This window comes from Micromonospora sp. A200 (assembly GCF_029893845.1).
Lineage (GTDB): Bacteria > Actinomycetota > Actinomycetes > Mycobacteriales > Micromonosporaceae > Micromonospora > Micromonospora purpureochromogenes.
The window spans coordinates 30271-43259 of record NZ_JARXXY010000011.1 but is presented as its reverse complement, the minus strand read 5'-3'; the positions used below and the strand labels follow the sequence as shown (position 1 = coordinate 43259).

At 75.7% G+C, this 12989-nt stretch carries 12 protein-coding genes and 2 pseudogenes; 11 read left to right on the top strand and 3 right to left on the bottom strand.

What is annotated here, in order from left to right:
* Nucleotides 1-45 precede the first annotated feature (45 nt).
* From M2302_RS12965 to M2302_RS12940, 6 genes and pseudogenes are all read left to right on the top strand, one after another.
* Nucleotides 46-432 (top strand): MerR family transcriptional regulator, encoded by a 387-nt coding sequence (locus tag M2302_RS12965; protein WP_280838158.1) that lies wholly within the window; start codon nt 46-48, stop codon nt 430-432.
* Nucleotides 429-1433, top strand: a complete 1005-nt coding sequence (locus M2302_RS12960; protein ID WP_280838157.1) for an aldo/keto reductase — start codon at nt 429-431, stop codon at nt 1431-1433. Before M2302_RS12965 ends, M2302_RS12960 begins: the two co-directional genes overlap by 4 nt.
* An 18-nt stretch (nt 1434-1451) precedes the next feature.
* Nucleotides 1452-2270: pseudogene (locus tag M2302_RS33115) on the top strand (phosphoribosyl-AMP cyclohydrolase); the annotation flags it as partial.
* Between the two features lie 216 nt (nt 2271-2486).
* A pseudogene (gene hisI / locus M2302_RS12950) lies at nt 2487-2849 on the top strand (phosphoribosyl-AMP cyclohydrolase); the annotation flags it as partial.
* A 58-nt stretch (nt 2850-2907) separates the two neighbouring features.
* A complete protein-coding gene (locus tag M2302_RS12945; RefSeq protein WP_280838156.1) occupies nt 2908-4461 on the top strand; it encodes an anthranilate synthase component I in 1554 nt (517 codons plus the stop codon).
* Nucleotides 4458-5057 (top strand): Trp biosynthesis-associated membrane protein, encoded by a 600-nt coding sequence (locus M2302_RS12940; RefSeq protein ID WP_280838155.1) that lies wholly within the window; start codon nt 4458-4460, stop codon nt 5055-5057. The genes M2302_RS12945 and M2302_RS12940 overlap by 4 nt, the downstream gene beginning before the upstream one ends.
* Here M2302_RS12940 and M2302_RS12935 read toward each other — a convergent pair.
* Complete coding sequence (locus tag M2302_RS12935; RefSeq protein WP_154943793.1) at nt 5050-5328, bottom strand: hypothetical protein; 279 nt, start codon at nt 5326-5328, stop codon at nt 5050-5052. The two genes, M2302_RS12940 and M2302_RS12935, sit on opposite strands and share 8 nt — an antisense overlap.
* 487 nt (nt 5329-5815) lie before the next feature.
* On the opposite strand from M2302_RS12935, the gene trpC reads away from it, so the two are divergent.
* The 3 genes from trpC (at nt 5816) to trpA (ending at nt 8780) form a co-directional block, all read left to right on the top strand.
* Nucleotides 5816-6619 (top strand): indole-3-glycerol phosphate synthase TrpC, encoded by an 804-nt coding sequence (gene trpC, locus M2302_RS12930; protein WP_238451801.1) that lies wholly within the window; start codon nt 5816-5818, stop codon nt 6617-6619.
* A 120-nt stretch (nt 6620-6739) separates the two neighbouring features.
* On the top strand, nt 6740-7972 hold the full coding sequence (gene trpB, locus M2302_RS12925; protein ID WP_280838154.1) for a tryptophan synthase subunit beta: 1233 nt from the start codon (nt 6740-6742) through the stop codon (nt 7970-7972).
* A gap of 4 nt (nt 7973-7976) precedes the next feature.
* Nucleotides 7977-8780: a tryptophan synthase subunit alpha gene (gene trpA / locus M2302_RS12920; protein ID WP_154943786.1), complete on the top strand. Its 804-nt coding sequence runs from the start codon at nt 7977-7979 to the stop codon at nt 8778-8780.
* Nucleotides 8781-9001: 221 nt separating this feature from the next.
* Here the strand turns inward: trpA and M2302_RS12915 are convergent, their stop codons facing one another.
* Nucleotides 9002-9538 (bottom strand): NUDIX domain-containing protein, encoded by a 537-nt coding sequence (locus M2302_RS12915; protein ID WP_280838153.1) that lies wholly within the window; start codon nt 9536-9538, stop codon nt 9002-9004.
* 103 nt (nt 9539-9641) lie between these two features.
* Between M2302_RS12915 and lgt the strand changes: the two genes are divergently transcribed.
* Both lgt and M2302_RS12905 read left to right on the top strand, forming a co-directional pair.
* Nucleotides 9642-10835, top strand: a complete 1194-nt coding sequence (gene lgt / locus M2302_RS12910) for a prolipoprotein diacylglyceryl transferase (RefSeq protein WP_280838152.1) — start codon at nt 9642-9644, stop codon at nt 10833-10835.
* A gap of 11 nt (nt 10836-10846) precedes the next feature.
* Complete coding sequence (locus M2302_RS12905; RefSeq protein WP_280838151.1) at nt 10847-12037, top strand: NAD(P)/FAD-dependent oxidoreductase; 1191 nt, start codon at nt 10847-10849, stop codon at nt 12035-12037.
* Between the two features lie 103 nt (nt 12038-12140).
* On the opposite strand, the gene M2302_RS12900 is transcribed toward M2302_RS12905, so the two are convergent.
* A complete protein-coding gene (locus tag M2302_RS12900) occupies nt 12141-12983 on the bottom strand; it encodes a GNAT family N-acetyltransferase (protein ID WP_280838150.1) in 843 nt (280 codons plus the stop codon).
* Nucleotides 12984-12989: the final 6 nt, after the last annotated feature.

Genomic DNA, 12989 nt, shown 5'->3' with positions numbered 1-12989 from the left:
GCAACGGTTGACTTCGAGTGCTCTCGAACTGGAAGCCTGGGCGGCGTGGACATCAGCACGCAGGAAGCGGCCCTCTCCGTGGGCGAGGCGGCGGCCCGGGTCGGCCTGACCACCTACACGCTGCGCTGGTACGAGCAGGAGGGGCTCGTCGCCCCGGTCGGCCGGGACTCGGCGGGGCGCCGCCGCTACACCGAGTCCGACCTGGACTGGCTGCTCCTGCTCACCCGGCTGCGCCGCACCGGGATGCCGGTGCGCGACATGCGCCGGTACGCCGAACTGGCCCGGCAGGGCGACCGGACGCTCGGCGCCCGGCGGGCGCTGTTCGAGGCGCACCGGGCCCGGGTGCTGGCCCGGATGGCTGAACTGGAGGAGGACCTGAAGGTGCTCAACTACAAGATCGACCTCTACCGCCGGGCCGAGGAGGGCCGATGATCCGTCGACGGATGGGGGCCACCGGCCCGGAGGTCTCGGCCATCGGGCTGGGCTGCATGGGGATGAGCTTCGCCTACGGTGGGCGCGACGACACCGAGTCCACCCGTACCCTGCACCGGGCCCTTGACCTGGGCGTCAACCACCTGGACACCGCCGACATGTACGGCGCCGGCGCGAACGAGCGGCTGCTCGCCCCGGTGGTGCGGGCCCGCCGCGACGAGGTCTTCCTGGCCACCAAGTTCGGCAACCGCACCGGCGGCGACAGCGTCGGTGGCACCGGCACCCCCGGCGCGTACGTGGACAGCAGCGCCGCCTGGGCCCGCGAGGCCTGCGACGCCTCGCTGGGTCGGCTCCGGGTCGACACCATCGACCTGTACTACCTGCACCGGCGCGACCCGCGCACCCCGATCGAGGAGACCGTCGGCGCGCTGGCCGAGCTGGTCGAGGCCGGCAAGGTCCGCCTGATCGGGCTCAGCGAGGTCAGCCCGGCGACGCTGCGGGCGGCGCACGCGGTGCACCCGGTCACCGCGGTCCAGATGGAGTACTCGCTGTTCACCCGGGACGTCGAGGGCGAGATGCTGGCCACCTGCCGGGAGCTGGGGGTGGCGCTGGTGGCGTACTCGCCGGTCGGGCGGGGGCTGCTCACCGGGGCGATCAGCGGCCGCGACCAGCTCGCCGCCGACGACTGGCGGGCCGGCGTGCCGCGCTTCGCCGAGGGCAACCTCGACGCCAACCTGCGGCTGGTCGCGGCGGTGCGCGCGGTGGCCGAGGAGATCGGCTGCACCCCGGCCCAGGCCGCGCTGGCCTGGCTGCTGGCCCAGGGCGAGGACATCCTGCCGATCCCCGGCACCAAGCGGGTCCGCTACCTGGAGGAGAACGCCGCGGCGGCCGACATCCGGCTCACCCCCGAGCAGCGGGACCGGCTGGGCGCGGCGGTTCCCGCCGGCGCGGTGGCCGGCGAAAGGTATCCCGAGGCATCAATGCGAACCGTGGGGCACTAACCCCCCTGAACGGACACCGTGTCCGTCATCGGACACGGTGTCCGTCATCGGGCATTGCGGCCCGATGGGGCGCAACGGCAGGATGGCGCGGTGGATCACGCTCCGTTGTTGGCGGGCACCTTCTTCGACGACTGGGCGACCCGGCTGCGCGAGGGCGCCGAACGCCCCGTCGTCGGGATCCTGCTGCGCGGCAGCCACGCCCGACGGTCCGCCACCGCGCACAGCGACGTCGACCTCGACGTGCTCGTCGCCGACGACGACCGCCCCGCCCCGCCCACCTCGGGCGCGACGGGCCGGTCCACCGGCCCCGGCCGCACCCCGTACGCGGTGCGGCAGGCGTACCTGGTCGAGGTGGACGGCCGGCTGGTGCACGTGTCGGTGGCCGCCCGGGACGTCCGCTCCTGGGTGGACCGGCTCGGCGAGCCGGCCGACTGGGCGTTCGGCCTGCCGGTCACCGCGCCGGTCCGGCTGCTCTGGGCGGAGGAGGGCTGGCGGCCCCGGATCGACCTGCCGGTGCTCTGCCAGCCCGCCGACCAACCCCGGCTGGAGGAACTGGTCGCCACCCTGGGCAAGGTGGCCGCCGCCCGCGCCGCCGGCGACCACCTCGGGGTACGCCTGGCCGCCGCCGACCTGGCCCGGCTCTGCCCCTCGGTGCTGCGGCTGGCCAACCCGAGCGTCCGGGTGGTGTCCCGGCGGGCCGCCTTCGCCGCCGCGCTCGCGCTGCCGGTCGCCCCGCCCGGCTACCGCGACGACATGCTGCTCTGCCTCGGGCTGCGCCCCGCCTCCACCGGCCAGCTCGGGGCCGCCGCGGCGCGCCTGGTCGCCGGGGCCCTCCCGCTGGTCCGCCCGTACGCCGACCGGGTCGCGGAGGTGGCCGGGCCGGACCTGGCCGCGGCGCTCGCCGACCGGCGGCTGGACCGCTACGTCGCCCAGCTCGCCCGGGCCGCCCGCCGGGGCGGGTACGCCCCGCAGGTCCCCGCACCGCGTGCGGGACAATGGGTCACTGTGCCCGTGACTGACTCTTCCCCGAGCGACGCCGACGCCGGCGCCGTGCGCCCGTCGCGCCTCGATCCGGCCGTCGCCGCCCAGCTGCGCCGCACCCCCGACGGCCTGGTCGCCGCGGTGGTGCGCCAGCACGACACCGGCGAGGTGCTGATGGTCGCCTGGATGGACGACGAGGCGCTGCACCGCACGCTGACCACCGGCCGGGCCACCTACTGGTCGCGCAGCCGGCAGGAGTACTGGGTCAAGGGGGCCACCTCCGGGCACCACCAGTACGTCCGCTCGGTCGCGCTGGACTGCGACGGTGACGCGCTGCTGGTCAGCGTCGACCAGGTGGGGGCGGCCTGTCACACCGGGCACCGCACCTGCTTCTTCACCGAGCTGCCGGTCAGCGGCGCAGGCACCCAGCGGTGAGCGCGGACAGCGGGGCGCGGCCGGACCGCGCCGGCGCGGACGAGAGGCAGGCCCGGCGATGACCGACGGCACCCTGAGCCCCGACCTGGGCAGCTTCACCGAGCTGGCCGCCCGCTGGCGGGTGGTGCCGGTGACCCGGCGGCTGCTGGCCGACGCGGAGACCCCGGTCGGGGTCTACCGCAAGCTCGCCGGGGGCCCGGGCACCTTCCTGCTGGAGTCCGCCGAGCAGGGCGTCGGCTCGGCCGGGATGTCCTGGTCGCGGTACTCGTTCATCGGCGTGCGCAGCGGCGCGACCCTGGTCGAGCGGGACGGCGTCGCGGTCTGGACCGGCCAGCCCCCGGCCGGCGTGCCGTCCTCCGGAGACCCGGTCGAGGTGCTGCGCGAGACCGTCGAGGCCCTCGCCGGCCCGGTCTGGGACCCGGCCAGCGACATGCCGCCGCTGACCGGCGGCATGGTCGGCTACCTGGGCTACGACCTGATCCGGCGCTTCGAGCGGCTGCCCGAGCTGACCGAGGACGACCTCGGGGTGCCGGAGCTGGGCATGATGCTCGCGACCGACCTGGTGGTGCTCGACCACTACGACGGCTCGGCGATCCTGGTCGCCAACGCGGTGCTGCCGCCGCTGGACGCGCCGGACCGGGAGCCGCTGGTCGCGGCGGCGTACCACCACGCGGTCGGGCGGCTCGACGCGATGACCACCGCGCTGTCCCGACCGATTCCGCCCATGATCTCCACCGTCGGCCGGCCGCCGGCCGGCGAGGTGGTCAGCCGTACCCCGGAGGGCGGCTACCCGAAGGCGGTCGAGGCGGCCAAGGAGGCGATCCGCGCCGGCGAGTGCTTCCAGATCGTGCTCGCCCAGCGCTTCGAGCGGGACACCCGTGCCGACCCGCTGGACGTCTACCGGGTGCTGCGCACCACCAACCCCAGCCCGTACATGTACCTGCTGCGCTTCGACGGCTTCGACATCGTCGGCTCGTCGCCAGAGGCGCACCTGAAGGTCAACGCCGGTCCGGACGGGCAGCGGCGGGCGCTGCTGCACCCGATCGCCGGCACCCGGCCGCGCGGCGCCACCGCGGACGCCGACACCCGGCTCGCCGCGGAGCTGCTCGCCGACCCCAAGGAGCGGGCCGAACACGTGATGCTGGTCGACCTGGGCCGCAACGACCTGGGCCGGGTGTGCCGTCCGGGCACGGTGGAGGTGCCGGAGTTCGCCACCATCGAGCGGTACAGCCACGTGATGCACATCGTCTCGACCGTGGTCGGCACGCTGCGCGACGACCGGACGGCCTTCGACGCGCTCGCCGCGACCTTCCCGGCCGGCACCCTCTCCGGTGCCCCGAAGGTGCGCGCCATGGAGATCATCGAGGAGCTGGAGCCGGTCCGGCGCGGCATCTACGGCGGCACGGTCGGCTACTTCGGCTTCGGCGGCGACCTGGACATGGCGATCGCCATCCGCACCGCGCTGATCCGCGACGGGCGGGCGTACGTGCAGGCCGGGGCCGGGGTGGTGGCCGATTCCGATCCCGCCGGCGAGGACCAGGAGACGCGGAACAAGGCCGCCGCGGTGCTCGCCGCCATCGCCGCCGCCGAAACCCTCCGGCCGGCCCGATGAGTGGCCCGGTGAGCGGCCCGGACACCCCCGCCGAGGCGGGTACGCCGGCCGGGCCGGGCCGGCGCGAGTTGACGTACGCGGTGCTGCTCTGCCTGGCCGGGGCGGGCCTGGCCTTCTGGGCGGCGACCCGGACCTGGTCGGTGGAGGTGACCCCGCGCGGATCGCTGCCGTCGGCGCGGCCGGGCCGCACCGGCGCGGACCTGCTGCCGTGGCTGTCGGCGCTGGCGCTGGTCGGGCTGGCCGGGGGCGGCGCGGTGCTGGCCACCAGGGGCCGGGTCCGGCGCCTGCTGGGCGGGCTGCTGGCCCTGCTCGGCGCGGCGGTGGCGGCGGGCGGCGGGTACGGGCTGGTCGCCGCGTTCGACGGCGAGGTGAGCCGGCAGTGGCCGGCGCTCTGCCTGCTCGGCGGGGTGCTGGCGGCGCTCGGCGGCGCGCTCACCGCGGCGCGCGGTCAGCGTTGGCCGGCGATGGGCGCCCGGTACGAGCGCCGCGCCGGCGCCGAGGTGCCGGCGGGGGCCGACGGGCGCCCGGCCACCGAGCGGGGCACCCGCGAGGCGTGGGACGCCCTCGACCGGGGCGAGGACCCGACGGTCAGCTGACCGGCTGGCGCTCGCGGACCTCGCGGCGGTCCCGGGCCGCGGCCCGGGCGGCGGCCAGCTCGGCCACCAGGCGGTCCAGCTCGGCCCGCTGGTCGGCGCGGGCCCGGTCGGCGCAGACCGCCTCCCAGGCGTTGCCGCGCGCGGTACGCACCCGGCCCTCGCCGACCACGGCGCGTTCCAGGGTGTGCACCACCCCGACGGCCAACGAGGCGACGGTGCGGGAAAGGGTGGTCAGTCCGAGGGCGGTGGAGTTCGGCCCGGTCGTGCTCATGAGGTCACCCCAACAGGAGGAGTCCGACGTCTCGGCAGGCGCGTCATCGAGTCTGCCCGGTGGACACGCTGCCCGGCTCACGTTTCACCGTGGTGACGGGCGGATCAACTGTCCGTCGGAGCGAACGACCAGGGTAGGGCCGTTCTTCCTTGACCTTCGTCACAGCATCGACGGGCGTCGCCGTGATGCGGGAACCGGGCGCCCGTGCTCTCATGGTCCATGGGCCACGGTGGATGCTCGCGCGACGACCCGGAGCGGGGCGTAGGGGCCGGTCGACGGACATCGTGGCGCTGCGTGACATCGCGTTCACCGGAAGTCGGCCATCATGCCACAGCCCATTTCGTGAGGAGCGCCATACCCCCGGCACCCGTCATCACCTGGCGCCCCCTAGCATCGGCCCATGACACCCGGAGAGGGGAGTCCGTTGGTGACTGCTGAGCATGGGCACGCGGAGGGGGACGAGGCCGGTTCGGCGGCGTCCGGAAGCGTGCTCGACGAGATCCTGGCCGGCGTCCGGGAGGACGTGGCACGGCGGCAGGAGCAGGTTCCGCTGGAGCGGATCCGCGAGCTGGCCGCCGCCGCCCCGCCGCCGCTGGACGCGTACGCGGCCCTGCGCCGGCCCGGGGTGGCCGTGATCGCCGAGGTCAAGCGTTCCTCGCCGTCCAAGGGCCGGCTGGCCGAGATCGCCGACCCGGCCGACCTGGCCGGGCAGTACGCCTCCGGCGGCGCGCGGGCGATCAGCGTGCTGACCGAGGGGCGCTGGTTCGGCGGTTCGCTGGACGACCTGGCCGCCGTCCGGGCCGCCGTCCGGGTCCCGGTGCTGCGCAAGGACTTCGTGGTCTCCAGTTACCAGGTGCACGAGGCGCGCGCGCACGGCGCCGACCTGGTGCTGCTGATCGTCGCCGCCCTCGAGCAGAACGTGCTGATGGGTCTGCTGGAGCGGATCGAGTCGCTCGGCATGACCGCCCTGGTCGAGGTGCACGACGAGGAGGAGGCCGACCGCGCCCTGGAGGCCGGCGCGCAGGTGATCGGGGTCAACGCCCGCGACCTGCGTACCCTGGAGGTCGACCGGTCGGTCTTCGAGCGGATCGCGCCCGGCCTGCCCAGCAGCGTCGTCAAGATCGCCGAATCCGGCGTGCGTGGCCCGCACGATCTCATCCGGTACGCCTCGGCCGGCGCCGATGCCGTGCTGGTGGGCGAGGGCCTGGTCACCCAGAAGAGCCCCCGCGAGGCGGTCGCCGAGTTGGTCAACGCCGGCAACCACCCGGCCACGCCCCGCCCGGTGCGCTGAGCCCGCGCCCGGGAGACGTCAGCAGCGAGAGGACACCGCCTTGAGCGAGCGCAGCGAGCGAATCATCCGGCGTGGTGCGCCAGTGCCTCATGGCGTCGCCGACCGTAGGGAGGTGACGGCATGAGCGCCAACGACTCGGCCCCGGCCGGTCAGCTTCCCGACGCCGCCGGTCACTTCGGTCGCTTCGGCGGCCGGTTCGTGCCGGAGGCGCTGGTCGCGGCGCTGGACGAGCTGGACGCCGCGTACCGCAAGGCGATGACCGACGCCGCGTTCCTCGCCGAGTTCGACGGCCTGCTGCGCGACTACGCCGGCACCCCGTCGCTGCTCTACTCCGCCGAGCGGTTCTCCGCCAAGGTGGGCGCCCGGGTGCTGCTCAAGCGGGAGGACCTCAACCACACCGGGGCGCACAAGGTGCGCAACGTGCTGGGTCAGGCGCTGCTCACCAGGCGGATGGGCAAGAAGCGGGTGATCGCCGAGACCGGCGCCGGCCAGCACGGCGTGGCCACCGCCACCGCCGCCGCCCTGTTCGACCTCGAGTGCGTGGTCTACATGGGCGAGGTCGACACCCAGCGGCAGGCGCTCAACGTGGCCCGGATGCGGATGCTCGGCGCCACCGTCGTCCCGGTCACCACCGGCTCGCGCACCCTCAAGGACGCGATGAACGAGGCCATGCGGGACTGGGTGGCCAACGTCGACGACACCCACTACCTGATCGGCACCGCCGCCGGCCCGCACCCGTTCCCGGAGATGGTCCGGGACTTCGTCCGGGGCATCGGCGAGGAGGCTCGCCAGCAGTGCCTCGACCTGACCGGCGCGCTGCCGGACGCGGTCGCCGCCTGCGTCGGCGGCGGCTCCAACGCGCTGGGCATCTTCCACGCCTTCGTCGGCGACACCGACGTGCGGCTGTACGGCTTCGAGGCCGGCGGCGACGGGGTGGAGACCGGCCGGCACGCGGCCAGCATCACCGGCGGCAGCTCGGGCGTGCTGCACGGCACCCGCACGTACGTGCTCCAGGACGCCGACGGCCAGACCATCGAGTCGCACTCGATCTCCGCCGGGCTGGACTACCCGGGCGTCGGGCCGGAGCACGCCTGGCTGCACGACAGCGGCCGGGCCACGTACGAGCCGGTGACCGACGCGGAGGCGATGGCCGCGTTCGAGCTGCTCTGCCGTACCGAGGGGATCATCCCGGCGATCGAGAGCTCGCACGCGCTGGCCGGCGCGCTGCGGATCGCTCCCCGACTCACCGCCGAACTCGGCCGGGAGCCGGTCATCGTGGTCAACCTGTCCGGTCGGGGTGACAAGGACGTGCACACCGCCGGCGAGTACTTCGGCATCCTCGACAAGGAGTGACAGCGTGAGTCGGATCGGGGTGGCCTTCGACAAGGCCCGCGCCGACGGGCGGGCCCTGCTGGTCGGCTGCATGCCGGCCGGCTTCCCGACCGTCGAGGGCAGTATCGCCGCGATGACCGCCATGGTCGAGGCGGGCGTCGACGTCATCGAGGTGGAGATCCCCTACTCCGACCCGGTGATGGACGGGCCGGTGATCCAGAAGGCCAGCGACATCGCCCTGGCCGGCGGGGTCCGCACCGCGGACACCCTGCGGATCGTCGAGGCGGTCGCCGCCACCGGCGCCCCGGTGGTGACGATGACCTACTGGAACCCGATCGAGCAGTACGGCGTCGACGCCTTCGCCCGCGACCTCGCCGCCGCCGGCGGCACCGGTCTGATCACCCCGGACCTGATCCCCGACGAGGCCGGCGAGTGGCTGGCCGCCTCGGACGCCCACGGCCTGGACCGCACGTTCCTGGTCTCGCCGTCGTCCACCGACGCCCGGCTGAAGATGACCGTCGAGCACTGCCGGGGCTTCGTCTACGCGACCGCGATCATGGGGGTCACCGGCGCCCGGGCGCAGACCTCGGAGGCCGCGCCGGTCCTGGTCTCCCGGCTCCGCGAGGTCACCGACCTGCCGGTCGGCGTCGGCCTCGGCGTGGGCACCGGCGCCCAGGCCGCCACGGTCGCCGGCTACGCCGACGGCGTGATCGTCGGCAGCGCCCTGGTCCGCTGCGTGCTCGACGCCCCGGACCCGGCCGCCGGGCTGACCGCTCTGCGCACGCTCAGCGCCGAACTCGCCGAGGGCGTCCGCCACCCCGTCCGCTGACCCGCACCACCCCCCCTCGCCGCCGCCGTCCCGGCGCCCCGGCTGCCCGTGCCCGTGGCGGTCTGCCCTGCCCGCGCCCGCGCCCTCGTGACCGGGCCGGTGTTCGGCGACGGCCGGCATGATCGACACCGTTTGCGGTGTGTCGCGGTATCCCAAGCCGGGACACCGCGACACGCCGCATGTCGAGTGCCTCCCTCGAACGGCGGGGGGTGGGAGCCCGGTCAGGGAGTGGGCCGGACGGCCGACCCGGTGCGCGGCGCGGGCGGCACGGAATCGCCCGGCCGGGACTGCGGACCCGCCGGGGTCGTCGTGGCCGGGTCGGGGCGCAGGTCGCGCAGCACCCCTGAGCACCCGGCCCGGGCGTCGGCGACGGCGGCCCGGGTGACCGGGGTGACCTCCGCGGGCAGCCGCTCCGGCAGGTGCCAGGAGAGCGTGCAGCCGGCCGGCGGCGCCTCGGCCGCGTCCCGGCCGGTACGCGCCCGGAACACGTGCACCAGGACGTCGGGCTGCGGGTCCGGCTTCGACGGCCCGCCGCAGGGCGAGCCGCTGAGGTGGTAGAGGCCGACCAGATCGACGATCTCGACCGGGCACCCGGTCTCCCGCCGGACCTCGCCCGCCACCGCTGCGGTCGGGCACCCCGGCCGGTGCAGCCGCCCACCGGGCAACGCCCACCGCCCGCCCCGGTCGCGCCGGCACAGCAGCACCCGACCGGCCTCGTCGGTCAGGACCGCGGCGACCGCCCAGGTGAGCGTGCTCATGGACAAAGAGCGTACGGGCCGGCAAACCCGAAGTCAGCCGGCGCGCGAACCTCGCCGGACCGGGGTGCCGCGGATGCGGTCCGCAACGGTAGCCTTTGCAGCCGTGACCCTCGCCTCGTTGAGCCCCCAGGCGGCCCTGCCGAGCCCGACCACCGCGGTCTGGCAGCTCGGGCCGGTGCCGATCCGGGCCTACGCGCTCTGCATCATCCTCGGCATCGTGCTGGCCTGCTGGGTCACCGAGCGCCGGCTGCGCCAGCGCGGCGTGGCCCCGGGCGCGGTGCTCGACATCGCGGTCTGGGCGGTGCCGACCGGCATCATCGGCGCCCGGATCTACCACGTGATCACCTCGCCGGAGAAGTACTACTTCGGCGCCGGTGGCGAGCCGCTGAAGGCGTTCGCCATCTGGGAGGGTGGCCTGGGCATCTGGGGCGCGGTGGCCGGCGGCGCGGTCGGCGCCTGGATCGCCGCCCGGCAGCTCGGCATCCCGTTCGCCGTGGTGGCCGACGCACTCGCCCCCGGCCTGCCGCTGGCCCAGGCGGTCGGCCGGTTGGGCAACTGGTTCAACAACGAGCTCTACGGCGGCCGCACCACGCTGCCCTGGGGGCTGGAGATCCACAAGATGGACCCGGCCGACCCGGGCCAGGCGCAGCGCGACCCCGCCGGCCAGCCGGTCCTGGAGCCCGGGCTCTACCACCCGACGTTCCTCTACGAGGCGCTGTGGAACGTCGGCGTCGCCGCCCTGGTGTTCGCCCTCGACCGCCGGTTCAAGCTGGGCAGGGGTCGGGCCTTCGCGCTCTACGTGATGGGCTACACCGTCGGTCGGTTCTGGATCGAGCTGATGCGCACCGACGAGGCGAACGAGATCCTCGGCGTGCGCCTCAACGTCTGGACCGCCGCCCTGGTCTTCCTCGGCGCGTTGATCTACTTCCTCCGGGTCCGCGGTCCCCGCGAGTACCTGATCCCGGTGGGCGTGCCGGCCGTCCCGGCCCCGCCGGCCGGTGGGGACATCTCCCAGGTCGACCTCTCCCACACCGAGAACGGGCCCCGGGCGGTCGCCCCGGAGGGCTACCGGACGGTCAGCGAGGAGCAGTTCCAGGCGTACCGGGAGACCGGCGAGGTCCCCGACGAACCCGCCGCCGAAACGACCACGGTGACCGACGACGAAACCCCGGCCGACGCCGACGACGAGGCCGCGCCCGCCGACGACGAGGCCGCGCCCGTGGGCGACGAAGACGTCCCGGAGCGGGACGACCGGGCGGGCGCCGCCGGCGCCCGGCCCGCCGACCGGGACAGCTGAGCGGGGCGGGGATGCGCACCGCGGTGGTGGTCGGCGCCGGGCTCGGCGGGCTGGCGGTGGCCGGCACGCTGGCCCGGTCCGGCTGGCAGGTCACCCTGCTGGAACGGGCGGACCGGGTCCGTCCGGAAGCCACGGCCGTGGTGCTCTGGCCCAACGGGGTACGCGCGCTGCACGCGCTCGGCCTCGGCGCGGGCCTGGACGCGATCGCCACCCCGCTGCCCGACGCCGGGGTGCGCCGCCCGGACGGGCACTGGCTGGTGCAGCCGCGCCCCACGCCGGCGGACCGGATGCCGGTGGTGGTGCACCGGGAGGACCTGCACGACGCGCTGATCGCCGGGCTCGGCGACCGGGTGGAGCTGCGCACCGGCGTGGCCGTGGACACCGTCCGGGTCCGCCCCGGACAGCGGCCCGCGGTCGGCACCGCCGGGCACCTGGTCGAGGCCGATCTGGTGGTCGCGGCCGACGGCACCGACAGTGCGGTACGCCGCCAGCTCGCCCCCTCCTCGGCGGTGATCAGCTCCGGCTGCGCGGCCTGGCGCGCGGTGATCCCCTGGTACCGGGCGCCCCGACTGCCGGCCGACCAGCCGCTCGGCGGGGAGGTGCTGGGGGCGGGCTACCGCTTCGTAGCCGCCTCGCTGGGCGAGCGCGGCTCCTCCGGCGCCTCCCGCCGGGGCGGCATCTACTGGGTCGCCACCGCCGCCGGAGCGCCCCGGCCCGAGCCGCCGGAGACCCAGCTCGCCCTGCTCAAGCGCTGGTACGCCGGCTGGCCCGCGCCGATCGGCGAGCTGCTGGACGCCACCGAACCGGCCGACCTGGTGCAGCAGGAGGTCCGCGAGCTGCGCCCGCTGCCCCGGGCGTACGGCTTCCCGGCCGGCTCCGGTGGCGTGGTGCTGCTCGGCGATGCGGCGCACGCGATGCCACCGCACCTGGGGCAGGGGGCCTGCCTCGCCTTCGAGGACGCCGCCACCCTCTCCTCGCTGCTGCGCGAATCCCGACTGCCCGACGCCGTGCAGGCGTACGACCGGTTGCGCCGCCCGCGCGCGGCGACGGTGGTCCGGCAGACCCGCCGGATGTCGGCGGTCCTCCAGGCCCGGGGCCGGCTGGCCCTGCGCGCCCGCGACGCCGCCCTCGGCACGATAAGCCCCCGCCTGCTCTCCAGCGCCGCCTCGTCGGCCGCCCAGTGGCGCCCCCCAACCCCCTGACCCACCCCGCCGCCGCCCCCGTTGATCATGAGGTTGGCCGGGCTCGCCTCGGCGTGTCGTGCCGCCAACGTCATGATCAACGCAGGCGGCCGGGGGCCGGAGGTCAGATGAGGGCGGTGGGTTCGGCGATGCAGGCGGTGCCGACGCGGCGGAAGCCGACCCGGAGGTAGACCCGGGCGATCTCCTCGCTGCCGGCGGAGAGAAAGACCAGGTCGGTGCCGGCGGCCAGCAGTTCGTCGGCGAGGGTGGCGGTGACCGCCGCGCCGAGGCCCCGGCGGCGGGCGGCCGGCAGGGTGGCCACCCCGGCGATCTCGGCCACGTCGTCGACCCGCATCGCCATCCCGCTGGCCAGCGCCCCCTCCTCGGGTGTGCCGGCGAGCGCCGACAGCCGGCGGCCGTCGGCGAGCCGGGTCCGCTCCTCGTCCAGCGCCGCCACGTCCAGTTCGGTGATCGCGGCGTCCCGCTCCGCCGGGCCCGCGTCGCCGCGGGCCGTGCCGGCGGCGGCGAAACCGACCGCGGCGACCGCGCGGCGGGCGGCCACGTCGGCGGCGAAGCCGGGCGCGTCCGGGTCCAGCACCCGCACCGGTACGTCGGTGAGCGTCGCCGGGTCGGGCAGGGCGGCCGGGTCGAGCACCATCAGCGGCGCCTCCAGCACGCTCAGCCCCGCCGCCCGGGCCACCGCCAGCAGGTCGGGCGTGGTCTCGTGCACCCACTCCAGGGCCTCGGGCAGGCCGAGCTCGCGCTGCCGCTCGCGGACGGCGGTCACGTCGGCCAGCGACGGGGGTGCGGTGGCGTCGAGGCGGGGTCGGGCGTAGAACGGCCAGCCGACCCCTTCCCGCACGAAGAGCACGAGCGCGCCGTGCTCCTCCCCGCGTGCGACGTCGCGGGGCACCGCGTCGTAGAAGCGTTCCAGCCGGGCGAGGATTTCGCTGCGCAGGGGATCCACCGCGCG

Bases quoted from the DNA above. Each gene is read 5' to 3' on its own strand.
- M2302_RS12960 (WP_280838157.1), top strand. From the start codon at position 429: ATGATCCGTCGACGGATGGGGGCCACCGGCCCGGAGGTCTCGGCCATC.
- M2302_RS12945 (WP_280838156.1), top strand. From the start codon at position 2,908: ATGACCGACGGCACCCTGAGCCCCGACCTGGGCAGCTTCACCGAGCTG.
- M2302_RS12940 (WP_280838155.1), top strand. From the start codon at position 4,458: ATGAGTGGCCCGGTGAGCGGCCCGGACACCCCCGCCGAGGCGGGTACG.
- M2302_RS12935 (WP_154943793.1), bottom strand. From the start codon at position 5,328: ATGAGCACGACCGGGCCGAACTCCACCGCCCTCGGACTGACCACCCTT.
- trpB (WP_280838154.1), top strand. From the start codon at position 6,740: ATGAGCGCCAACGACTCGGCCCCGGCCGGTCAGCTTCCCGACGCCGCC.
- M2302_RS12915 (WP_280838153.1), bottom strand. From the start codon at position 9,538: ATGAGCACGCTCACCTGGGCGGTCGCCGCGGTCCTGACCGACGAGGCC.
- M2302_RS12905 (WP_280838151.1), top strand. From the start codon at position 10,847: ATGCGCACCGCGGTGGTGGTCGGCGCCGGGCTCGGCGGGCTGGCGGTG.